The 21,408-nt window shown below is 71.9% G+C and carries 19 protein-coding genes; 9 read left to right on the forward strand and 10 right to left on the reverse strand.

Annotated features, from left to right (window positions below):
- Window positions 1-60: 60 nt before the first annotated feature.
- On the reverse strand, window positions 61-1,038 hold the full coding sequence (locus AMY39116_RS0329910) for a heme o synthase (protein ID WP_027936336.1): 978 nt from the start codon (window positions 1,036-1,038) through the stop codon (window positions 61-63).
- Window positions 1,039-1,335: 297 nt separating this feature from the next.
- Here AMY39116_RS0329910 and tkt point away from each other — a divergent pair, with 297 nt between their 5' ends.
- The 7 genes from tkt (at window position 1,336) to AMY39116_RS0329945 (ending at window position 10,864) form a co-directional block, all read left to right on the forward strand.
- Window positions 1,336-3,441 (forward strand): transketolase, encoded by a 2,106-nt coding sequence (tkt, locus tag AMY39116_RS0329915; protein WP_020421290.1) that lies wholly within the window; start codon window positions 1,336-1,338, stop codon window positions 3,439-3,441.
- Between the two features lie 23 nt (window positions 3,442-3,464).
- Window positions 3,465-4,574 (forward strand): transaldolase, encoded by a 1,110-nt coding sequence (gene tal, locus AMY39116_RS0329920; RefSeq protein WP_020421291.1) that lies wholly within the window; start codon window positions 3,465-3,467, stop codon window positions 4,572-4,574.
- A gap of 4 nt (window positions 4,575-4,578) precedes the next feature.
- Entirely contained in the window at window positions 4,579-6,195 is a 1,617-nt protein-coding gene (locus AMY39116_RS0329925; RefSeq protein ID WP_020421292.1) for a glucose-6-phosphate isomerase, read from the forward strand.
- Window positions 6,192-7,724 (forward strand): glucose-6-phosphate dehydrogenase, encoded by a 1,533-nt coding sequence (gene zwf / locus AMY39116_RS0329930; protein ID WP_020421293.1) that lies wholly within the window; start codon window positions 6,192-6,194, stop codon window positions 7,722-7,724. The genes AMY39116_RS0329925 and zwf overlap by 4 nt, the downstream gene beginning before the upstream one ends.
- Window positions 7,721-8,707 (forward strand): glucose-6-phosphate dehydrogenase assembly protein OpcA, encoded by a 987-nt coding sequence (opcA, locus tag AMY39116_RS0329935; RefSeq protein WP_020421294.1) that lies wholly within the window; start codon window positions 7,721-7,723, stop codon window positions 8,705-8,707. The genes zwf and opcA overlap by 4 nt, the downstream gene beginning before the upstream one ends.
- Window positions 8,707-9,486 (forward strand): 6-phosphogluconolactonase, encoded by a 780-nt coding sequence (pgl, locus tag AMY39116_RS0329940; protein ID WP_020421295.1) that lies wholly within the window; start codon window positions 8,707-8,709, stop codon window positions 9,484-9,486. The genes opcA and pgl overlap by 1 nt, the downstream gene beginning before the upstream one ends.
- A gap of 184 nt (window positions 9,487-9,670) precedes the next feature.
- On the forward strand, window positions 9,671-10,864 hold the full coding sequence (locus AMY39116_RS0329945) for a sensor histidine kinase (RefSeq protein WP_020421296.1): 1,194 nt from the start codon (window positions 9,671-9,673) through the stop codon (window positions 10,862-10,864).
- A 315-nt stretch (window positions 10,865-11,179) separates the two neighbouring features.
- On the opposite strand, the gene AMY39116_RS0329950 is transcribed toward AMY39116_RS0329945, so the two are convergent.
- From AMY39116_RS0329950 to AMY39116_RS0329980, 7 genes are all read right to left on the reverse strand, one after another.
- Entirely contained in the window at window positions 11,180-11,521 is a 342-nt protein-coding gene (locus AMY39116_RS0329950) for an RNA polymerase-binding protein RbpA (RefSeq protein WP_026153205.1), read from the reverse strand.
- A gap of 63 nt (window positions 11,522-11,584) precedes the next feature.
- Window positions 11,585-11,815: a preprotein translocase subunit SecG gene (secG, locus tag AMY39116_RS0329955; protein ID WP_017983033.1), complete on the reverse strand. Its 231-nt coding sequence runs from the start codon at window positions 11,813-11,815 to the stop codon at window positions 11,585-11,587.
- Between the two features lie 75 nt (window positions 11,816-11,890).
- Window positions 11,891-12,676 (reverse strand): triose-phosphate isomerase, encoded by a 786-nt coding sequence (gene tpiA / locus AMY39116_RS0329960; protein WP_020421297.1) that lies wholly within the window; start codon window positions 12,674-12,676, stop codon window positions 11,891-11,893.
- Window positions 12,676-13,914 carry a phosphoglycerate kinase gene (pgk, locus tag AMY39116_RS0329965; RefSeq protein ID WP_020421298.1) on the reverse strand — a complete coding sequence of 413 codons (1,239 nt, stop codon included), beginning with the start codon at window positions 13,912-13,914 and terminating at the stop codon, window positions 12,676-12,678. The genes tpiA and pgk overlap by 1 nt, the downstream gene beginning before the upstream one ends.
- 4 nt (window positions 13,915-13,918) lie before the next feature.
- Window positions 13,919-14,923: a type I glyceraldehyde-3-phosphate dehydrogenase gene (gene gap / locus AMY39116_RS0329970; RefSeq protein ID WP_027936337.1), complete on the reverse strand. Its 1,005-nt coding sequence runs from the start codon at window positions 14,921-14,923 to the stop codon at window positions 13,919-13,921.
- Window positions 14,924-15,070: 147 nt separating this feature from the next.
- Window positions 15,071-16,237 carry a winged helix DNA-binding domain-containing protein gene (locus AMY39116_RS0329975; RefSeq protein ID WP_020421300.1) on the reverse strand — a complete coding sequence of 389 codons (1,167 nt, stop codon included), beginning with the start codon at window positions 16,235-16,237 and terminating at the stop codon, window positions 15,071-15,073.
- Between the two features lie 32 nt (window positions 16,238-16,269).
- The gene (locus AMY39116_RS0329980) at window positions 16,270-16,773 is read right to left on the reverse strand and encodes a DUF6069 family protein (protein ID WP_020421301.1); all 504 of its coding nucleotides are present in this window, start codon (window positions 16,771-16,773) and stop codon (window positions 16,270-16,272) included.
- A 73-nt stretch (window positions 16,774-16,846) separates the two neighbouring features.
- Here AMY39116_RS0329980 and AMY39116_RS0329985 point away from each other — a divergent pair, with 73 nt between their 5' ends.
- Window positions 16,847-17,491: a LysE family translocator gene (locus AMY39116_RS0329985; protein ID WP_020421302.1), complete on the forward strand. Its 645-nt coding sequence runs from the start codon at window positions 16,847-16,849 to the stop codon at window positions 17,489-17,491.
- Here the strand turns inward: AMY39116_RS0329985 and AMY39116_RS0329990 are convergent.
- On the reverse strand, window positions 17,472-17,819 hold the full coding sequence (locus tag AMY39116_RS0329990) for a helix-turn-helix transcriptional regulator (protein ID WP_027928726.1): 348 nt from the start codon (window positions 17,817-17,819) through the stop codon (window positions 17,472-17,474). The two genes, AMY39116_RS0329985 and AMY39116_RS0329990, sit on opposite strands and share 20 nt — an antisense overlap.
- Window positions 17,820-17,861: 42 nt before the next feature.
- Here AMY39116_RS0329990 and AMY39116_RS0329995 point away from each other — a divergent pair, with 42 nt between their 5' ends.
- Window positions 17,862-18,347, forward strand: coding sequence for a nuclear transport factor 2 family protein (locus tag AMY39116_RS0329995; protein WP_020421304.1), 486 nt, complete (start codon window positions 17,862-17,864; stop codon window positions 18,345-18,347).
- Between the two features lie 84 nt (window positions 18,348-18,431).
- Here AMY39116_RS0329995 and AMY39116_RS46655 read toward each other — a convergent pair.
- Window positions 18,432-21,408 (reverse strand): hypothetical protein (locus AMY39116_RS46655; protein ID WP_020421305.1); only part of this gene is annotated, 2,977 nt, incomplete at its 5' end.

Genomic DNA, 21,408 nt, shown 5'->3' on the forward strand with positions numbered 1-21,408 from the left:
GGGTGACAAGTCGGCCTGGAACCCAACGAAGGCGAGCGCCGGAAGATTCCCGGCCGCGCGTCAGAACGGCAGGCCGAGAGTGGGCAGACCGATCGCCGAGTCGACCGCGAGCGCGCAGAACAGGATCATCAGGTACGTGTTCGACCGGTGGAACAGGGCCATCGGCTTGGTCTCCACGCCGCGCTTGACGCCCGAGTAGAGGCGGTGCGCGTAGAAGAGGAACCAGGACCCGGCCAGCACCGCGAAGCTCGCGTACAGCCAGCTCGTCGCGGGCAGCAGGAGCAGCGTCCAGCCGACCATCACCCACGAGTAGATGAGGATCTGGCGGGCCACGTGCTCCGGCGTGGCGACCACCGGCAGCATCGGCACGCCGGCGCGCTCGTAGTCGTCGCGGTACTTCATGGCCAGCGCCCAGGTGTGCGGCGGCGTCCAGAAGAAGATGACGGCGAACATCACGAACGCGGGCCACTGCACCGTGCCGGTGACCGCGGCCCAGCCGATCACCACCGGCATGCAGCCCGCCGCGCCGCCCCACACCACGTTCTGCGCCGTGCGCCGCTTGAGCACCAGCGTGTAGACGAAGATGTAGAACAGGATCGTCGCGATCGCCAGCACCGCGGCCAGCAGGTTCACCGTGAAGTACAGCATCGCGAACGAACCGGCGCCCAGCGCCAGCGCGAACACCAGCGCGTTGCGCCGCGGCACCGAGTCGCGGACCAGCGGGCGCCGCTTCGTCCGGTTCATCACCTTGTCGATGTCGGCGTCGATCACGCAGTTCAGCGCGTTCGCGCTGCCCGCGGCCATGGTGCCGCCGACCAGCGTCGCCAGGATCAGCCACGGCGACGGGATCGTGCGCGCGGCGAGGAACATCGCCGGGATGGTGGTGACCAGCAGCAGCTCGATGACCTGAGGCTTGGTCAGGGCGACGTAGGCGCCGACGATCCGGCTCACGCGCCGCAGACCACGCGGGCGCTCGCCTCCGGGGTCGACAGCGCTGGTGCTGTCACTGCGCCCGTGCGCAGCGTTCACCAACGACAATTCCGCTCCCTGAGTCAGATTCGGGGGCACCGGGGCAGCCCGGCACCGCAACCGATCGTAATCGCCGGGTTCGCACCCCGCGCGCACCGGGGTGCGCCAGCCGCGTGTGTCGGCCCCGGAGGCGCCGGGTACCCGACCTACTAGGCTGGCGCCGGGGGTTGCGCTTGTGGTCGTGCGCACGCCCGCTAGCAGGAATATCGTCTCTTCGGGATCGATTGAGATGAGTGGAGCCTGCGCGCGCGAAGACCCCCACGAACAGAAGAGTTGCCACCGAGAAGGACGGGGAGTTCGAGTTCAGTGTCCGATATCGCCTCCATCAGCGAGAACAACCCACTGCTGCGGCGGAACCTGCCCGCCGACTGGACCGACCTCGACACCCGTGCGGTCGACACCGTCCGGGTGCTGGCCGCCGACGCGGTCGAGAACTGCGGCAGCGGTCACCCCGGCACCGCGATGAGCCTGGCGCCGGTGGCGTACTCGCTCTTCCAGCGGATCATGCGCCACGACCCGAGCGACCCGGAGTGGCCGGCGCGTGACCGGTTCGTCCTGTCCGCCGGGCACTCCAGCCTGACGCTCTACATCCAGCTGTACCTCGCCGGCTACGGCCTCGAGCTCGAGGACCTCAAGCAGCTGCGCAAGTGGGGCTCGCAGACCCCGGGCCACCCGGAGTACCAGCACACCAAGGGCGTGGAGACCACCACCGGCCCGCTCGGCCAGGGCCTGGCCAACGCGGTCGGCATGGCGATGGCCGCCCGCCGCGAGCGCGGACTGCTCGACCCGGACGCCGCGCCCGGCGAGAGCATCTTCGACCACCACATCTTCGTGATCGCCTCCGACGGCGACATCGAGGAGGGCGTGACCTCCGAGGCGTCGTCCATCGCGGGCCGCCAGGAGCTGGGCAACCTGGTCGTCATCTACGACGACAACAAGATCTCGATCGAGGACGACACCAACATCGCGCTGTCCGAGGACACCGCCAAGCGGTACGAGGCCTACGGCTGGCACGTCCAGGTCGTCGAGGGCGGCGAGGACGTCGTCGCGATCGAGGAGGCCATCGCGGCCGCCAAGGCGGAGACCACCCGCCCGTCGTTCATCCTGCTGCGCACCGTGATCGGCTACCCGGCGCCGAACAAGATGAACACCGGCAAGGCGCACGGCGCCGCGCTGGGCGCCGAGGAGGTCGCCGCGGTCAAGGAGATCCTCGGCTTCGACCCGGAGCGCAGCTTCCAGGTCGACGACGAGGTGATCGCGCACACGCGCAAGGCACTGGACCGCGGCAAGCAGGAGCGCGCCGCGTGGCAGGAGCGCTTCGACGCGTGGGCCGCCGCCAACCCGGAGCGCAAGAAGCTCGCCGACCGGCTGGCAACCCGCGACCTGCCCGAGGGCTGGGCCGAGAAGCTGCCGAGCTGGGAGCCCGACGCCAAGGGCATCGCGACCCGCAAGGCCTCCGGCGAGGTGCTCAACGCGCTGGCCGACGTGCTGCCGGAGCTGTGGGGCGGTTCGGCCGACCTGGCCGAGAGCAACAACACCACCATGAAGGGCGCCGACTCGTTCGGCCCGGAGAAGGCCTCCACCGGCATGTGGCAGGCCAACCCCTACGGCCGCACGCTGCACTTCGGTGTCCGCGAGCACGCCATGGGCTCGATCCTCAACGGCATCGCGCTGCACGGCGGCACCCGGCCCTACGGCGCCACCTTCCTGGTGTTCAGCGACTACATGCGCCCGCCGGTGCGGCTGGCCGCGCTGATGCACGCGCCGGTCATCTACGTGTGGACGCACGACTCGATCGGCCTCGGCGAGGACGGCCCGACGCACCAGCCGATCGAGCACCTGGCCTCGCTGCGCGCCATCCCGGGCCTGAACGTGGTCCGGCCCGCGGACGCCAACGAGACCGCGGGCGCGTGGAAGGCCGCGCTGGAGGACAAGCGCCACCCGTCGGGCCTGGCGCTGACCCGCCAGAACGTCCCGGTGCTCGAGGGCACCGCGGCGGACAAGGTCGCCAAGGGCGCCTACGTGCTCGCCGACGCCTCCTCCGGCACCCCGGAGGTCGTGTTGATGGCGACCGGTTCGGAGGTCCAGCTGGCCGTCGAGGCCCGCAAGACGCTCGAGGCCGACGGCGTGCCCACCCGGGTCGTGTCGGTGCCGTGCGTCGAGTGGTTCGAGGCGCAGGACGAGGCGTACCGCGAGTCGGTCCTGCCCAGCGGGGTGAAGGCCCGCGTGTCGGTCGAGGCCGGCATCGCGCAGCCGTGGTACCGCTGGGTCGGCGACGCCGGTGAGATCGTCTCGATCGAGCACTTCGGGGCCTCGGCCGACTACCAGACCCTGTTCCGCGAGTTCGGGTTCACCGCCGACGCCGTGGTCGACGCCGCGCGCCGCTCGCTCGCCAAGACCAAGAACTCCTGAATCACCGCAAAGGGGATGAAGTCATGAGCGACAACCTAGCTCAGCTGACGCAGGCCGGCGTGTCCATCTGGCTCGACGACCTGTCGCGCGAACGGCTGAACTCCGGCAACCTGGCCGAGCTCATCCGCGACCGTCACGTGACCGGCGTGACCACCAACCCGACGATCTTCGCCAACGCGCTGGCCGACGGCGAGTCCTACGACGCCCAGGTCCGCGAGCTGGCCGCCCGCGGCGCGGACGTCCACGCCGCCGTCCGCGAGCTGACCACCACCGACGTGCGCAACGCCGCGGACCTGTTCCGCGACGTCTACACCCGCACGAACGGGGTGGACGGCCGCGTGTCGATCGAGGTCGACCCGCGCCTGGCCCGCGACGCCGACAAGACGGCCGCCGAGGCGCAGGACCTGTGGAAGACCGTCGACCGGCCGAACATCCTCGTGAAGATCCCGGCCACCGAGGAGGGCCTGCCCGCGATCACCAAGACCCTGGCCGAGGGCATCAGCGTCAACGTCACGCTGATCTTCTCGGTCGAGCGCTACCGCAAGGTGATCGAGGCGTTCTTCGCCGGGCTGGAGCAGGCCAAGGCCAACGGCCACGACCTCGCGACGATCGAGTCGGTCGCCTCGTTCTTCGTGTCCCGTGTGGACAGCGAGATCGACAAGCGGCTGGACGCGATCGGCACCGACGAGGCCAAGGCGCTGCGCGGCGAGGCCGCCATCGCCAACGCCCGCCTCGCCTTCGCCGCCTACGAGGAGCTGTTCGCCACCGACCGCTGGCAGGCGCTGGCCGCCGCGGGCGCCCGGCCGCAGCGCCCGCTGTGGGCCTCCACCGGCGTGAAGGACCCGTCCTACTCGGACACCCGCTACGTCGACCAGCTCGTCGTGGCCGGCACGGTCAACACCATGCCGGAGAAGACGCTGCTCGCCGCCGCCGACCACGCCAAGGTCGAGGGCGACAAGGTCACCGGCACCGGCGCGCAGGCGCAGGAGGTGTTCGACAAGCTCGCCGCGGTGGGCATCGACATCCCCGACGTCTTCCGCACGCTGGAGGACGAGGGCGTGGAGAAGTTCGACAAGTCCTGGGCCGAGCTGCTGGAGACCGTCACCGGGCAGCTCGAGAAGGCGAAGGGCTGACGCCGTGGTGGGGGAAGAGCTGACCGTCACGATCAGCGACGAGGAGCTGGCCGCGCAAGCGGCCCCGCTGGTCGACGAGCTCGTCGCCGACCAGGTCGCGTCCAAGGTCGCGGCGCAGGACCCCACCCTGTGGGGCGCCGACGCCGAGTCCGAGGCCTCGATCCGGCTGTCCTGGACCACGCTGCACAAGTCGTCGCGCCCGCTGATCGGCGAGATCGAGGCGCTGCGCGAGGAGCTGCGGAGCGAAGGCGTCGACCGGATCGTCCTGGCCGGCATGGGCGGCTCGTCGCTCGCGCCGGAGGTCATCGCGGCCACCGAGAACGTCGCGCTGACCGTGCTGGACACCACCGACCCCGGCCAGGTCGCCGACGCGCTCGCCGGCGACCTCCAGCGCACGGTGCTGGTGGTGTCGTCGAAGTCCGGCGGCACGGTGGAGACCGACAGCCACCGCCGGATCTTCGCGAAGGCGTTCGCGGACAACGGCATCGACGCGGCGCGGCGGATCGTCGTGGTCACCGACCCCGGTTCGCCGCTGTCGGAGCTGGCCGAGAAGGAGGGGTACCGCAAGGTGTTCCTCGCCGACCCGCACGTGGGCGGGCGCTACTCGGCGCTCACCGCGTTCGGGCTGGTGCCGGCCGGGCTGGCCGGGGCGGACATCGCCCGGCTGCTCGACCAGGCCGCGGCCGCCGCGCAGGTCCTCGGCGCCGACAGCGCGGACAACCCGGCGGTCAAGCTGGCCGCCGCGTGGGGCGCCGCGCACAACGCCGGCGCGGAGAAGGTCGTGCTGGCCGACACCGGCTCCGGCATCACCGGCTTCGCCGACTGGGCGGAGCAGCTGATCGCGGAGTCCACCGGCAAGCTCGGCACCGGCCTGCTGCCGGTCGCCGTGGACGGCCCGGCCGCGCCCGGCTTCGCCGACGCGGGCGCCGACGCGACCCCGGTCGCGATCGGCCCGGTCACCGGCGCCGCCAAGGTGGCCACCACCGGCTCGCTCGGCGCGCAGTTCCTGCTGTGGGAGTTCGCCACCGCGATCGCCGGGCGGCTGCTGAAGATCAACCCGTTCGACCAGCCGGACGTGGAGGCCGCGAAGAAGGCCGCCCGCTCGCTGCTGGACGACCCGTCGAAGCTGACCGGCGGCGAGACGCCGACCGCGGTGGACGACGCGGTGGAGATCTTCGCCCCGGCCGGGGTCTCGGGCGACGGCTCGCTGTCCGACGTGCTGCGGGAGTTCCTGGCGACCGCGCCGGAGGGCGGCTACCTCGCGGTGCAGGCCTACCTGGACCGGCTCGACGACGCCTCGGCGGCGCTGCTGCGTCCCGAGCTGGCGAAGCGGACCGGGCTGCAGACCACCTTCGGGTGGGGGCCGCGGTTCCTGCACTCGACCGGCCAGTACCACAAGGGCGGTCACCAGAACGGCATCTTCCTGCAGATCACCGGCGCGAACGAGGACGACCTCGACGTGCCGGACCGGCCCTACACCCTGGGCCAGCTGCAGCACGCGCAGGCGCTCGGCGACGGCCAGGTGCTGACCGAGCGCGGACGTCCGGTGCTGCGGCTGCACCTGACCGACCGGGCCGCGGGCCTGGCTGAGCTCATGCGCGCGGTACAGGAGGCTGAGTGAGCACGAAGGGGTGGAGCAACCCGCTGCGGGATCCCCGCGACAAGCGGCTGCCGAGGATCGCCGGGCCGTCCAGCCTGGTGATCTTCGGCGTCACCGGTGACCTCTCCCGCAAGAAGCTGATGCCGGCCATCTACGACCTGGCCAACCGCGGGTTGCTGCCCGCCGGGTTCTCGCTGGTCGGCTTCGCGCGGCGGGACTGGGAGAACGAGGACTTCGGGCAGCTCGTGCACGACGCGGTCGCCGAGCACGCCCGGACCCCGTTCCGCGAGTCGGTGTGGAACCGGCTCGCCGAGGGCATCCGGTTCGTGCAGGGCACGTTCGACGACGACGACGCGTTCGACCGGCTCGCCCAGACCGTGCGCGAGCTGGACGCCGAGCGCGGCACCGGTGGCAACACCGCGTTCTACCTGTCGATCCCGCCCAGCGCGTTCCCGGTGGTGACCAAGCAGCTGGCCCGTTCGGGCCTGGCGCAGTCCGACGACGAGTCGTGGCGCCGCGTGGTGATCGAAAAGCCGTTCGGCCACGACCTGGCCAGCGCCAAGGAGCTCAACGCGATCGTCAACGACGTCTTCCCCGAGGAGTCGGTGTTCCGCATCGACCACTACCTCGGCAAGGAGACGGTCCAGAACATCCTCGCGCTGCGCTTCGCGAACCAGCTGTTCGAGCCGATCTGGAACGCCAACTACGTCGACCACGTGCAGATCACCATGGCCGAGGACATCGGCCTCGGCGGTCGCGCCGGGTACTACGACGGCATCGGCGCGGCGCGGGACGTGATCCAGAACCACCTCCTCCAGCTGCTCGCGTTCACCGCGATGGAGGAGCCGCTGTCGTTCGAGCCGCGGGCGCTGCGGGCGGAGAAGATCAAGGTCCTGCGGGCCACCAAGCCGATGCAGCCGTTCGCCGAGACGACGGCGCGCGGCCAGTACACCGGCGGCTGGCAGGGCGGCAAGAAGGTGCCGGGCCTGCTGCAGGAGGCCGGGTTCGCCAAGGACTCGACCACCGAGACCTACGCCGCGGTGTCGCTGGAGGTGCAGAACCGCCGCTGGGCCGGGGTGCCGTTCTACCTTCGCACCGGCAAGCGGCTGGGCCGCCGCGTCACCGAGATCGCCGTCGTGTTCAAGCGGGCGCCGCACCTGCCGTTCGACTACACCTCGACGGAGGAGCTGGGGCAGAACGCCCTGGTGATCCGGGTGCAGCCGGACGAGGGCGTGACGCTGCGGTTCGGCTCGAAGGTGCCGGGCACCACGATGGAGGTCCGCGACGTCACGATGGACTTCGGCTACGGGCACGCGTTCACCGAGTCCTCGCCGGAGGCCTACGAGCGGCTGATCCTGGACGTGCTGCTCGGCGAGCCGTCGCTGTTCCCGGTCAACGAAGAGGTCGAGCTGTCCTGGCAGATCCTCGACCCGATCCTGGAGTTCTGGGCCAAGAACGGCGCTCCGGAGCCCTACGCCCCGGGCACCTGGGGCCCCGACACGGCCGACGAGGTCCTGGAGCGCAGCGGCCGGAACTGGAGGCGCCCGTGATCATCGACCTGCCTTCGACCACGACCTCGCAGGTCAACCGCAAGATGGTCGAGTTGCGCGAGCGCGGTGGCGCCGTCGCGCTGGGCCGGGTGCTGACGCTGGTGATCGTCGACGACGACGGCGAGCACCTGGAGGAGCACATCGACGCGGCCAACGAGGCCAGCCGCGAGCACCCGTGCCGGGTGATCGTGCTGGCCCGCGGGTCGCGCACGGCCGCGGCCCGCATCGACGCGCAGATCCGCGTCGGCGGCGACGCCGGCGCGAGCGAGGTCATCATCCTGCGGCTGTACGGGCCGCTGGCGTCGCAGGGCCAGAGCGCGGTGATCCCGCTGCTGCTGCCCGACGCGCCGATCGTGGCGTGGTGGCCCAGCTCCGGCCCGAAGGTGCCGGCGCAGGACCCGATCGGTGAGCTGGCGCAACGCCGCATCACCGACTCGGCGGCGGAGCGCAACCCGATAAGGGCCCTGGCGGCGCGCCGGAAGGCGTACGTGCCGGGCGACACGGACCTGGCCTGGACGCGGCTGACCAACTGGCGCGCCCAGCTGGTCGCGGCGCTGGACCTGCCGCCGTACGAGAAGGTCACCGGCGCCACGGTGACCGGTGAGGCCGACTCGCCGTCGACGGAGCTGCTCGCCGGCTGGCTCGCCGAGTACCTGAAGGTGCCGGTGCGCCGGGTCAAGACGACCACGGCGCAGGGCATCGTGTCGGTGGAGCTGGAGCGCCGGTCGGGCGCGATCGCGCTGCACCGGCCCGACGGCAAGGTGGGCACGCTCATGCAGCCGGGCCAGCCGACGCGGCGGATCGCGCTGCACCGGCGCAACACCAAGGACTGCCTGATCGAGGAGCTGCGGCGGCTCGACCCGGACGAGGTGTTCGAGGCGTCGCTGCAGGGCCTGGACAAGCTGGCCTCGGGTTCGGCGGGCGCCGCCAAGAAGAAGGCGCCCGCGAAGAAGCCGGCGAAGTCGGCGAAGGCGAGCGCGTGATGGCCTCTTCCGAAGTGGTGGTCTACGCCAACGGCGAGCTGCTGGCGGCCGCCGCGGCGGCCCGGCTGGTGACGCGGCTGGTGGACCTGCAGGCCGCGAAGGGTTCGGCGTCGCTGGTGCTGACCGGCGGCGGCACCGGGATCGCGGTGCTGGAGCAGCTGCGCCGCTCCCCCGCCCGGGACGCGGTGGACTGGTCGCGGCTGGACCTCTACTGGGGCGACGAGCGGTTCGTGCCCGCGGACGACGACGAGCGCAACGAGAAGCAGGCCCGCGAGGCGCTGCTGGACCACGTGCCCGTCGATCCGAAGCGGGTGCACGCGATGGCGGCCTCGGACGGCGAGTTCGGCGACGACGTGGACGCGGCCGCGGCGGCGTACGCGCAGGTGCTGGCGGACAACGCGCGGCCGGAGGACCACGGCGACGTGCCGCAGTTCGACATCTGCCTGCTGGGTCTCGGCGGCGAGGGGCACACCGCGTCGGTGTTCCCCGAGTCGCCGGCGGTGTACGAGACGGAGCGGTCGGTGGTGGCGGTGCGCAACTGCCCGAAGCCGCCGCCCACCCGCGTGTCGCTGACGCTGCCCGCGATCCGGCGGTCGCACGACGTCTGGCTGATGACGACGGGTGAGGCGAAGGCCGACGCCGTCGCACTGGCCCTGTCCGGCGCGGGCGAGGTGCAGGTGCCCGTGGCGGGCGCCCGCGGCCAGCGGCGGACGCTGTGGCTGCTGGACCGCACGGCGGCGAGCAAGCTGTCGAACGTGTACCAGCCGCCCACGGCGTGATCTGAGACAGAAACGAAGGCCCGCCGGCGCTCGCCGGCGGGCCTTCGTTTCTGTCGGGGCCCTCGCCCTTCCCGCACCGTGTGAGGTTGCCGTTAGCATCCGCACATTGTTGCGGCCACTCGCGTCCCGATCGGGTGATCTCGGACTCTCATAGGCAGTCCACAAGACGAGTGAGGTCCAAACCATGAGCACCGAGGGACTCTCCATCGGGATTTCGGTCGGCGGCCCAGGCGCGGGGGCCGCCGACCGGGCGCACCGCGGCTCGCGCCGGGCGGCTCTGGCTCGCCGCGCGGTGTGGGCGCCGTTGGCGATCGACGCCACCGCGATCCTCATCGCCGTGCTCGACGTCTGGCTCGTCATCCCCGAGAAGGCGCCGCCGTACTCGATCTACCTGTCCGGGCTCGCCTGCCTGGCGCTGGCCGGGCGCCGCTGGATGCCGTTCGGCGTGGTGCTGCTGACCGTGCCCGGGTTCCTCACCGGCTGGTCGCAGCTGGCCGCGATGATCGCGCTGGGCATGCTCGCCACCCGCAAGCAGACCCACTGGCAGGTGTGGGTCGGCGCGGCGCTGGTGTGGATGTGCCGGTTCGTGCAGTGGCCGCTGAGCGACTTCGCGCAGCTGAGCTGGCGTGAGCACGTGCTGGACGGGATCTACGGCGTCCTGGTGGCCGGGATGCCGATCGCGATCGGGCTGCTGATCGGCGCCCGCGCGCAGCTGTCGCAGAAGCTGGGTGAGCTGGCCGCCAGCCGCGACCGGGAACGCAAGCTCACCGCGGACGCCGTGCGCGCCGAGGAACGGGCCCGGCTGGCGCGCGAGATGCACGACGTGGTCTCCCACGACATCACGCTGATCGCGATGCAGGCCGGGGTGCTCACCGCCCAGGAATCGCCGTCGGCCCGGCAGACCGCCGAGGTGATCCGGCAACTGTCCACCCGCACGCTGGAGGAACTGCGGTCGCTGGTGGGGGTGCTGCGGTCCGGGCTGGTGGACGAAGGCCCGCAACCGGGCATCGCCGAGCTCGGGCGGCTGGTGCACAACAGCGCGGTCGCGGTGCGGCTGACCATGGACGAGGTGCCGGAGGAAGTGCCGCCGAAGGTCTCGGCCGCGGCGTACCGGACGGTGCAGGAGGCGCTGACCAACGTCCGCAAGCACGCGCCCGGCGCTACGGCGACGGTGCTCGTGCGCGGCGAGGACGGAGCGTTGCGCGTCGAGGTGTGCAACGAGCGGCCGCCGTACGAGGCTGTGGCCGAGCTGCCTTCTGGCGGGTACGGGCTGACTGGGCTGGCTGAGCGGGCCCGGTTGCTGGGTGGGAGTTTGGAGACCTGCTCCACGGAGGATGGGGGGTTTCGGGTTCTCGCTCGGTATCCCCTTGGGGTTTGAGTTCCGTAGCCGCTACGCGGGTGGTTAGGGCGCCGGGCTTCGCTTCGCTACGCCCGGATCGCGCCCTCCCGAACCCGATCTTTCAGTGTTTTAGCGGTCGAGCAGGCGTGTCAAGGCGGGAAAGCGTGCCTTGACACGCCTGGTCGACCGCCAAAGAAGGCTGGGGATCGGGTTGGGGAGAGGGGTGGTTCGGCGGGGGTGTGGCTTTTGTTGCCGGCTGCCTGGTTTGTAGTGGTCTGCGGCGTTGAAAGCACGAACGGACCCTGCCTGCCGACTGGAGTCGGCTTGCAGGGTCCGTTCTGAGAAAGCGCTTCCTCAGATTTGACGGCGCTGACGCAGGCGCTCGAGCGCCTCGGCGAGGATGGCCTCACCGTCGGCGTCGCTGCGCCGCTCCTTCACGTACGCCAGGTGGGTCTTGTAGGGCTCGGTCCGCGGCGCGGCCGGCGGGTTCTTCTCGTCCTGGCCGGCGGGCAGCCCGCAGCGCGGGCAGTCCCACTCGTCCGGCACCTCCGCGTCCATGGCGAACGACGGCTTGGACTCGTGCCCGTTGGCACACCAGTACGACACCCGGCGGCGGGGAGCGGCCTCGCCGCGCTCCGACTCGCCGGACGGACCGGCACCGACCCTGGTGCCTCTGATTGCGTTACCGCCAACCATGAATCCTCACAGTGTGGATAGGCGGCGCACCCCCCATAGGCACGCCCGTGCGTTCAGTGTCCGTCACACCTTCAGCAGCAGGCCCAGGCCCACGATGCTGATCAGCCAGATGGCACCCAGCAGCAGGGTGATGCGGTCGAGGTTCTTCTCGGCCACGCTCGACCCCGCGAGGCTCGACTGCATGCCACCGCCGAACAGCGAGGACAACCCGCCACCGCGCCCGCGGTGCAGCAGCACGGCGATCACGAGCAGCACGCTGGACGCGATCAGCAGGATTTGCAGGAACAGCTTCATCTCATCCTCTGGTGTTCGGCAGTTGCCTGATCGTGTGACGGTCTGAGGTTGCCAGACTACTCGCCGACCCCCTGGTTACGGCAGCGGCCCACCGGCAGCCAGCGCACAGAGCTTGGTGAACTCGTCGGCCTGCAGGCTCGCCCCGCCGACCAGCGCACCGTCGATGTTGTCGCACGCGATCAGTTCGGCGATGTTGCCCGATTTGACCGACCCGCCGTACAGCACGCGGACCTCGTCGGCCACCTCGGCGCCGTACTTGTCGGCCAGCGCGCCGCGCAGCGCCTTGCAGACCTCCTCGGCGTCGGTCGCCGTCGCGACCTTGCCGGTGCCGATGGCCCACACCGGCTCGTACGCCACCACGACGTCCTTGACCTGCTCGGCCTTGAGCCCCTTCAGCGCGGCGAGCAGCTGCTGGTGGCAGTGGTCGACGTGGCCGCCCGCCTCCCGCACCTCCAGCTTCTCCCCGACGCACAGGATCGGCTTGATGCCGTGCTTGAGCGCCGCCCGCACCTTCTTGCCGACCAGCTCGTCGTCCTCGTGGTGGTACTCGCGCCGCTCGGAGTGCCCGACCGTCACGTAGGAGCACCCGAGCTTGGCGAGCATCGGACCGGACACGTCACCGGTGTAGGCGCCGGAGTCGTGCGGCGAGAGGTCCTGCGCGCCGTAGGTCAGCAGCAGCTTGTCCCCGTCGACCAGGGTCTGAATGCTGCGGATGTCGGTGAACGGCGGGAGCACCGCGACGTCCACCTTCGCGTAGTACTTCTCCGGCAGCGAGAAGGCGATCTTCTGCACCAGGGCGATGGCCTCGAGGTGGTTGAGGTTCATCTTCCAGTTGCCCGCGATGAACGGCTTGCGCGCCATCACGCACCACCTTCCAGCACCGCGACGCCCGGCAGCTCCTTGCCCTCGAGGTACTCCAGGGAAGCGCCACCACCGGTCGAGATGTGCGAGAACTTCTCCTCCGGCAGGCCCAGCACGCGCACCGCGGCCGCCGAGTCGCCGCCGCCGACCACGCTGAACGCGCCGGAGTCCGCGATCGCCTGCGCGACACCCTTGGTGCCCGCCGCGAACGGGGCCATCTCGAACACGCCGGCCGGGCCGTTCCAGAACACCGTCTTCGCCGCGGCGACCTCGGCCGCGAAGTGCTCAGTGGTCCGCGGGCCGATGTCCAGGCCCATCCAGCCGTCCGGGATCTTCTCGGCCGCGACGGTGTCGGTGGCCGCGTCGGCCGCGAACTTGTCCGCCACCACCACGTCGGAGGGCACGACGATCTTGTCGGCGTGCTCGGCCAGCAGCTTGCGCGCGGTCTCCACGTAGTCCTGCTCCAGCAGCGAGGAGCCCACGCTGTGGCCCTGGGCGGCCAGGAACGTGAAGGCCATGCCGCCGCCGATCAGCAGCCGGTCGACCTTCGGCAGCAGCGCCTCGATCACGGCGAGCTTGTCCGACACCTTCGACCCGCCGAGCACGACCACGTAGGGCCGCTGCGGGTCGCCGGTCAGCTTGCTCAGCACCTCCAGCTCGGCGAGCACCAGGCCGCCGGCGTAGGCGGGCAGCGCGCGGGCCACGTCGTAGACCGAGGCTTGCTTGCGGTGCACCACGCCGAAGCCGTCGGAGACGAACGCACCCCCGCGCCCGCCGGCGCCAGAGGCATCAGCACTGTCGCCGGTCAGGGCCGCGAGGTCGCGGGCCAGTTCGGCCCGCTCGTCCTCCACCTTGCTGGTCTCGCGCGGGTCGAACCGCACGTTCTCCAGCAGGGCGACGTCGCCGTCGGCCAGGCCGGCGACGACTGCGCGGGCCTGCTCGCCGACCACGTCACCGGCCAGGCGGACCTCCTTGCCGAGCAGCTCGCCGAGCCGGTCGGCGACCGGCCGCAGCGAGTACTTGGCCTCGGGGGTGCCCTTCGGGCGGCCGAGGTGGGCCGCCACGATCACCTTCGCGCCGGCCTCGGCCAGCCGCTTGATCGTCGGCAGCGCGGCCCGCACCCGGCCGTCGTCGGTGATGACCGAGCCGTCGAGCGGCACGTTCAGGTCCGACCGGACCAGAACGCGCCGCCCGGAGACACCCTCGGACAGCAGGTCTTCGAGAGTCTTGACTGCCATGGCCTCAGGAGAGCTTCGAGCCGACGAGCTTGACCAGGTCCGCGAGGCGGTTCGAGTAGCCCCACTCGTTGTCGTACCAGCCGAACACCTTCACCTGGTTGTCGATGACCTTGGTCAGCGGCGCGTCGAAGATGCACGAGGCCGGGTCGTTGACGATGTCGCTGGAGACGATCGGGTCCTCGCTGTAGCGCAGGATGCCGGCCAGCGGGCCCTCGGCGGCGGCCTTGTAGGCGGCGTTGATCTCCTCGACGGAGGCCTTCTTGGCCAGGTCGACGGTGAGGTCGGTGATCGAGCCGGTGGGCACCGGGACACGCAGCGAGTAGCCGTCCAGCTTGCCGTTCAGTTCGGGCAGCACGAGGCCGATGGCCTTGGCGGCGCCGGTGGAGGTCGGCACGACGTTCAGGGCGGCGGCGCGGGCGCGGCGCGGGTCCTTGTGCGGGCCGTCCTGCAGGTTCTGGTCCTGCGTGTAGGCGTGGATGGTGGTCATCAGGCCCTTCTCGATGCCGAAGGCCTCGTGGAGGACCTTGGCGAGCGGGCCGAGGCAGTTGGTGGTGCAGGACGCGTTGGAGATGATCGTCTGCGAGCCGTCGTAGAGGTTGTCGTTGACGCCCAGCACGACCGTCAGGTCCTCGCCCTTGGCGGGCGCGGAGATGATGACCTTCTTGGCGCCACCGGCGATGTGGGCCTTGGCGGCGTCGGCGTTGGTGAAGAAGCCGGTGGACTCGACGACGACGTCCACGCCCAGGTCGCCCCAGGGCAGGTTGGCCGGGTCGCGCTCGGCGAGCGCCTTGATGGTCTTGCCGCCGACGACGATGCCGTCGTCGCTGACCTTGACCTCGTCGGGGTAGCGGCCCAGGACGCTGTCGTACTTGAGCAGCTGCGCCATGGTCGCGACATCGCCGAGGTCGTTGAACGCGACCACCTCGATGTCATGGCCCGCGGCCTGCACGGCGCGGAAGAAGTTGCGGCCGATCCGACCGAAGCCGTTCACACCTACGCGAACCGTCACTGCTGCTTCTCTCCTCGGGTCCGTCCCGGCTCCGCGGAACCGGGCACACATCTTCGGGCTCAGGCCAACCCTAGCTGGGCTGGCCTGCGTCTACTCGCACACCCTAACGAGATGTGCACCACCGTGGGGAATCGATCAAGACGACGATCAAGATGACAGATCTCGCTCGACGGGAGTGCGGAATTTCGGTATGACGGCGACCCCGCCGAGACGGCCGTGCAACCGTTCGGCGGCGGCCTCCACGGCCGCCGTTCCGTCGGCCCCGACGTCCTCCAGCAGACGGATCGCTATCTCCCCGTCGGGGCGCTGCCCCCACCCGCCGACGACCCGGCCCTCCCACCACACGGTCGGGCCGATGTTGCCGGTGCGGTCGAAGAGCAGCGGCTGGTGCTCCCCCAGGAACCAGCCGCGCTCCTGCCAGCCCATCGGGGTCGGGTCCAGCGCCGGGAGCAGCGCGGCGACCGGCTCCGGCTCCGGAACCGGCTCGTCGTCGCCGGGCAGGGCGATGCCGGGGCCGCCCTCGAGGTCCACCTCCGCAGGCCCGATCGCGGTGAGCGCCTTCTTCACCTGCCCCGCCGTCCAGCCGGTCCACCACTTCAGGTCGGCGACCGGCGCCGGGCCGAAGGCGCGCAACCAGCGGCGGGCGAGCTCGACGCGGGCGGTGCCGGCGTCCACCGGCTCCAGCCCGGGCAGCCAGCTCTCGGTGGTGGACCAGGCGTACTGGGTGGACAGCCAGGTGCCGCGGGGGCGGCCGCGGACGATCCGGCCGGACGCGGCGAGCAGGAACAGGACGCGGTTGGTGATGTAGCCGCGCGCCTCGTACGGCTTGCCCGCGGCCATGACGATCTCGGTGCGCAGGCGCGGCTCGCCGTCGGCGATCTGCTGGGCGAAGGCGGGCTCGCGGGCCTTCAGCGCGGCGTAGGCGCCCTCCTCGACCTCGGCGAGCCACTCGCTCAGGTCGCCGTCGAGCTCGGCGGTGGCCAGGTGCTGGAGCAGCAGCTTGCGCTGCTTGACGGCGATGTCGTCGGCGCAGGCGGCCTGCACGACCGGCACGAGCGCGGCCGGCACGACGAACATCGTGCGGCGCATGCCCAGCATCCGGACCAGCGAGCGGTCGTCGTAGAGGGCGCGCTCGACGTCGGCCGTGCCCGCCTCGGAACGCGCCAGCACCGAGAGGTGGACGGTGGCCGGATCGGTGGCGTGCAGGGCGACCAGGCTCTCCGCGACCGCGACCGGATCCCCGGCGGGCGCGTGGAGGTGGTGCCGCGTCACCAGACGGGCGCGGCGCTGGTCGTTCCCCAGTTTCGTGCTCACCCGGCGGTTCTACCACCGGGCACCGACAGTTTTCAGGAGTAGTAGTGCGGGCCCTGGTCCCACTTGAGCGTGGCCGTGGGGGCTTCGCGCTCGCGGCGACGGCGGCGGGCCGTGCCGGCCACGGTGGTCACCAGCATCGCGATCACCGCGCCGATCGCGAGGTTGATCAGCGCGGTGGCGATCTTGGCGTCCACCTTCACCGCCAGCGTCAGCGGCAGCACGATCGCGATCGCGGTGATCAGCACCATGATCCAGCCGAAGAACTGGGCGGGCGCCGAGGTGCCGAGGCTGAGCACGTGCATCAGCCCGGTCGCGAGCAGCGCCGCGGCCGCCGCGCACAGGGCGTAGGTGACGGTGTTGGCGTTGCCCCAGATGCCGTTGCCCTTGGGAGCCAGCACGGCGACGCCGAACAGGCCGCGGGCGATCAGCAGGCCGACGACGGCCACCAGCGCGGCGACGACCGCGGTCGCCACCCCGCCGGCCCACAGCCGGCCGTAGTCGGGCTCGGTCGGGTCACTGGGCGGGTATCCGGTCACCGTCCCGGGGTTGGCGGGCCGGCGGGCGGATAAACATTGGTCACCCGTGCGGCGGCGGCGATACCCTCGGCCGATGGTCTCGCCCAGCCATTTCGCGGCGTTCGCCGCCCTGGTGTTCCTGATGGTCGTCGTGCCCGGACCGAGCGTGCTGTTCACCGTGAGCCGCGCGCTGACCGTGGGGCGGCGGGACGCGCTGATCACCGTGCTCGGCAACGCCGCCGGCGTGTACACGCAGGTGGTGGCGATCGCGTTCGGGCTGGGCGCGATCGTGCAGACGTCGGCCACGGTGTTCACGGTCATCAAGCTGGCCGGGGCCGCGTACCTGGTCTACCTGGGCGTGCAGGCGGTGCGGCACCGCCGGAAGCTGTCCGAGGCGCTGGCGAGCGCGACGCCCGCCACGCGCGGCCGCACCCTGGCTGTTCTGCGCGACGGGTTCGTGGTCGGGTTCGCCAACCCGAAGTCGATCGTGTTCCTGGCCGCGGTGCTGCCGCAGTTCGTCGACCACGCGGCGGGCGGGGTGGTCGCGCAGATCCTGGTGCTGGGCATCGCGCTGCCGGTGATCGCGGTCGTGTCGGACAGCGCGTGGGCCCTGGTCGCCGGCACGGCCCGCGCGTGGTTCGCCCGGTCCCCCAAGCGCCTCGAACTCGTCGGCGGCACCGGCGGGCTGGTGATGATCGGGCTGGGCGCGGGGCTCGCGCTCAACGGTCGGAAGGACTAGACAGCACCAGGTCGAGCAGGCCCGGGAACGCCTCGTCGAACTCGGGGCGGCGCAGGCGGTTCAGCCGTCGCGGGCCCTCGTCGCGTTGTTCGATCAGGCCGGCCGCGCGCAGCACGGCGAAGTGGTGGCTGCGGGTGGCCTTCGTGACCGGCAGGTCGAACGTGCCGCACGCCTTGGTCCAGTCGGGCAGCTCCGCCAGCTCGCGCAGGATCGCGCGGCGCACCGGATCGGCGACGGCGGTCAGCGCGTCCTGCAGCGGCACGTCCTTTGGGTGGACGTGGGTCAGGCCGCGCGCTCGCGCTGTGTTCGATGCTTGTCGTACACTCATGTGGTCGACCTCCATCGAACACTCTAGACGCCAGGAGCGGACATGACCCGACGCCTCGCGGCCACCTTCGGCCCGGACTCCCGCAATCGCCTGGACGCGGCCACCGGACCGGGGATCGAAGGGGCGCTCGCCGCGCTGGAAACGTTCTACTTCGCCTTCAACCAGCGGGACTCCGACGTCTTCGCCCGGGTTTGGACGCAGGACGCGCTGGCCCAGCTGAACAACCCGCTGGGCGGCATCCTCCGCGGCGGCGAGGCCATCTCGGCGCTGTACGACAAGGTGTTCCACGGCCCCGCGCGCGTGACGGTCACCTTCGGCGACATCGTCGAGTACGCCGGCGACGGGCACGCGCTGTTCGCCGGGCGTGAGACGGGCTCCTACGTGGTCGACGGCCGCGAGGTGCCGCTGCGGATCCGCACCAGCCGCTACTTCCGCTACGAGGACGGCCGCTGGGCGCAGTACCACCACCACGGCAGCATCGACGACGCGGCGGAGCTGGCCGCGTACCAGTCGGCTATCCGGGGCTGACCGCTCCTCACGCGACAGCGCACGCCGAACGTGGAACTCGCGCCCGCGAACGTGGAACTCGCGCGCGGGAGCGTGGGACTCGCGTCAGGCGGGGGTTTGCTCCCCTGGCTTGCTGAACAGCCGCGTCGCCGAGATGCGCGCTGTGCCGTCCGGCTCGCCCAGGTCGTCGAGGTGGTTGCGGATCGTGGCGTCGACCGAGAGGTACTTGCGGCCCGCCCGGAGGTCCGCGTCGTTGCGCAGCCGGACGATCAGCGGGAACTCGGACAGCGCGCCGGCGTCGAACAGGCCCGTCGTGTAGATCAGCTGCACCCCGAGCGCCTCCGCGACGACCCGCTGCAGCTCGAGCAGGTACCCGGCGGACGCGCGACCGATCGGGTTGTCCAGGAACAACACCCCGGAGTGCCGGTTGCGCACCAGCCCGCGGTTGTTGGCCCGCAGCGCGGCCAGCGTGCAGTACAGGATGATCGCCGCGGTGAGCTGCTGCCCGCCGGAGAACACGTCGCGGATCTCCGACACCCGCTGGCGTTCCGTGCGCAGCACCGAGTCCGGCTTGAGGATGTCCACCCGGAACCCCTTGGGCACCGCGGCCCGCACGCCGCGCAGCACCAGCGACATCCCGTCGCGCTTGACCTCGCGGCCGTCGCTGGTCTTGCCGACCGCCGCCTCGTCGACGACCTGCCCGAGCGCCTCCGACAGCTGCGGCTCCTCGGGGTCGCCGAACCGGATCCGCAGGAACTCCTGCCCGGACCAGCCGCCGAGCCCCTCCGGCAGCCGCGACAGTCGTTGCGCCGACCGCAGCATCCGCAGCGCGCCCTCGACCATGCCCTGCAGCCGCGCCACGATCCCGGACCGGTGCCGGTCGATCTGCGCCAGGTCGTCGGTCAGCGTGCGCAGCCGCGGCTTCAGCGCGGCCGACCACTCCCGCGCGTGCGCGGGCAGGCTGTCCCGGCGCACCGACACGATCTGCTGCCGCACCGGGCTGGTCAGCTTCTCGAACCGCTTGTCGGTCGCGTACTGGGCGAGCGCGTCCGCCGCCGCCCGCACCCGCTTCTCCGCGCTGTCGACGGCCGCCTCGGCGTCGGTCAGCGTCGTGTTCAGCTTGCGGTAGCGGGCCTGCGCGGCTTCCACGTCGCCGTCGAACACGGTCTCCGGCTCGCCCTCGGGGGCCAGGTGCGCCATCGACTCGGCGAGCATCTTGAACCCGGCCGCCGACGCGGTGGCCGCCTCCAGCGTGCGCTCGGCCTCCGCGCGCCGCGCCTGCGCTTCCTCCAGCGCGCGGGCCGCGGCCGACGCCTCCTCGACCGCCTCGTCGATCAGCTCGCGGCCGTGCTCGACGTCGCGCGGCCGGGTCTCCAGTGAGGCGTTCTGCTTCGGCAGCTGGTCCAGCTCGGCCTTGCAGGTCGCGACCAGGCCGATCGCCTCGCTGTGCTCGGCCTCCAGCGCGGACACCGTGCGGCCGGCACGCGCCAGGGCAGCGGCACGGGTCGCGGCGTCCGACCCGTCCGGGGTTTCCAGCAGGCGCGCGGCCTGCTCCCGCACCGCCGGCTCCAGCGCCTCCAGCGCCGCCCGCGCCGTGGACTCGGCGCTTTCCGCCTGGTCCAGCTCCGCCCGCAGGTCGCTGCCGACCTCGACGCGGGCGTAGGCGTCGCTGGCCGCGGCGAACGCCCGGCGCAGCGCGTCGACCGGTTCGCTCGGCACCGGCTCGTCCTCGGACACCGATCCCCCGCCCGGCACCTCGGCCAGCTCGGCGCGGGCGTGGGTGACCGTGCGGCGGTGGCCGTCGGCGGTGCGCTGCTCCTCGGCCGCTTCCTCGCGCAGCCGGGCCGCGCGCGACGCCGCCTGCTCCGCTTCGGCCTCGGCGCGCGTGACGATCTCCTGCGCGCGCTCGACCGTTTCGGTCCACTGTGGAATCAACGCCACGCGCTCGGCCAGCTCGGCCAGCTTGCGGGCGCGTTCCTCGCTGCCGCGCGCCTCGGCACGCAGGGCCGGGATCGCCTCCCGCAGCCGGGTGCGGCGCGCGGCCAGATCGGCCAGGGCGCGTTCCTGGGCGACCACCGCGGCTTCGGCCTCGGTCTGCTCGGTGGCCGCGGCCTCGGCCTCCTCGGCGAGGGTGGCCAGCGCGCCGGGCGGGTAGTCCTCGCGCCACGTGGTGAGCTTCCACTCCAGCGCGGCGTCGTCGCCGATCGCTTCGGTGAGCGCTTCGAGCTGCTTCTGGCGGCGGGCGTGCCGGGCGGCGATGGCCTGGCGCTCGGTGTCGGCCGCCTCCTCGTCGTACATCGCGGGGTTGGGCGGGACCAGGAAGTCCACGCCGGGCGCCGCGCCCTCGGCCCGCACCGCCTGCGTGGTGCCGACCGGCAGCACCACGCTCGGCAGGAGCTTGGCGTCGGCGAGCACCTGCCGCGCGCGGTCCAGCTGCGCGGCGTCGTTGACGAGCACCCCGCCGAGCAGGTGCGGCAGGTCTCGCAGCACCCGCTCGCGGCCCGCGGCGTCCATCGTGGACAGATAGCGCCAGCCCGACCACGCGGTGATCCCGGCGGCCTCCAGAACGTCCAAAGCGGACTGGACCTCCGGCGGCGCGGGCAGCAGCCCGCCGGACCCGAGCGCCGCCAGCGCCCGCTCGTCCACCGACTCCTCCATGCGCAGGGCGGTCTGCTCACGTTCGGCGGTGGCGCGCGCCTCGCGCAGCCGGGTCAGCAGCGCGGGCGTGTCGGTCTCCAGCTGGACGTTGTCGCCGCCGAGCAGCTCCAGCAGCCGCGGGTGCGCGGCGAGGCTGTCCGACCGCCGGTGCGCCTTGGACAGCTCCTCGGCCGCTTGCGCGGCCCGGGACCGCGCGGTCGCGGCCCGCTGTTGCGCGGCGTGCAGGGCGGCCTGCGCCTGGGCGTGGTCCTCGGCGACCCCTTCGAGTTCGCTCTCCCGCGCGGCCAGCTCGGTGGTCGCGTTCTCGCCGCGGGTGCGGGCCTCCTGCGCGGCGGCGGCGACCTGGGTGCCGTCGCTGAGCAGCCCATCGCGGACGGCCTGCTGCACCTGCGCGCGCACCTCCTCGATGCGGCGGGTCAGCTGC

Source organism: Amycolatopsis sp. ATCC 39116 (genome assembly GCF_000231075.2).
Lineage (GTDB): Bacteria > Actinomycetota > Actinomycetes > Mycobacteriales > Pseudonocardiaceae > Amycolatopsis_E > Amycolatopsis_E tucumanensis.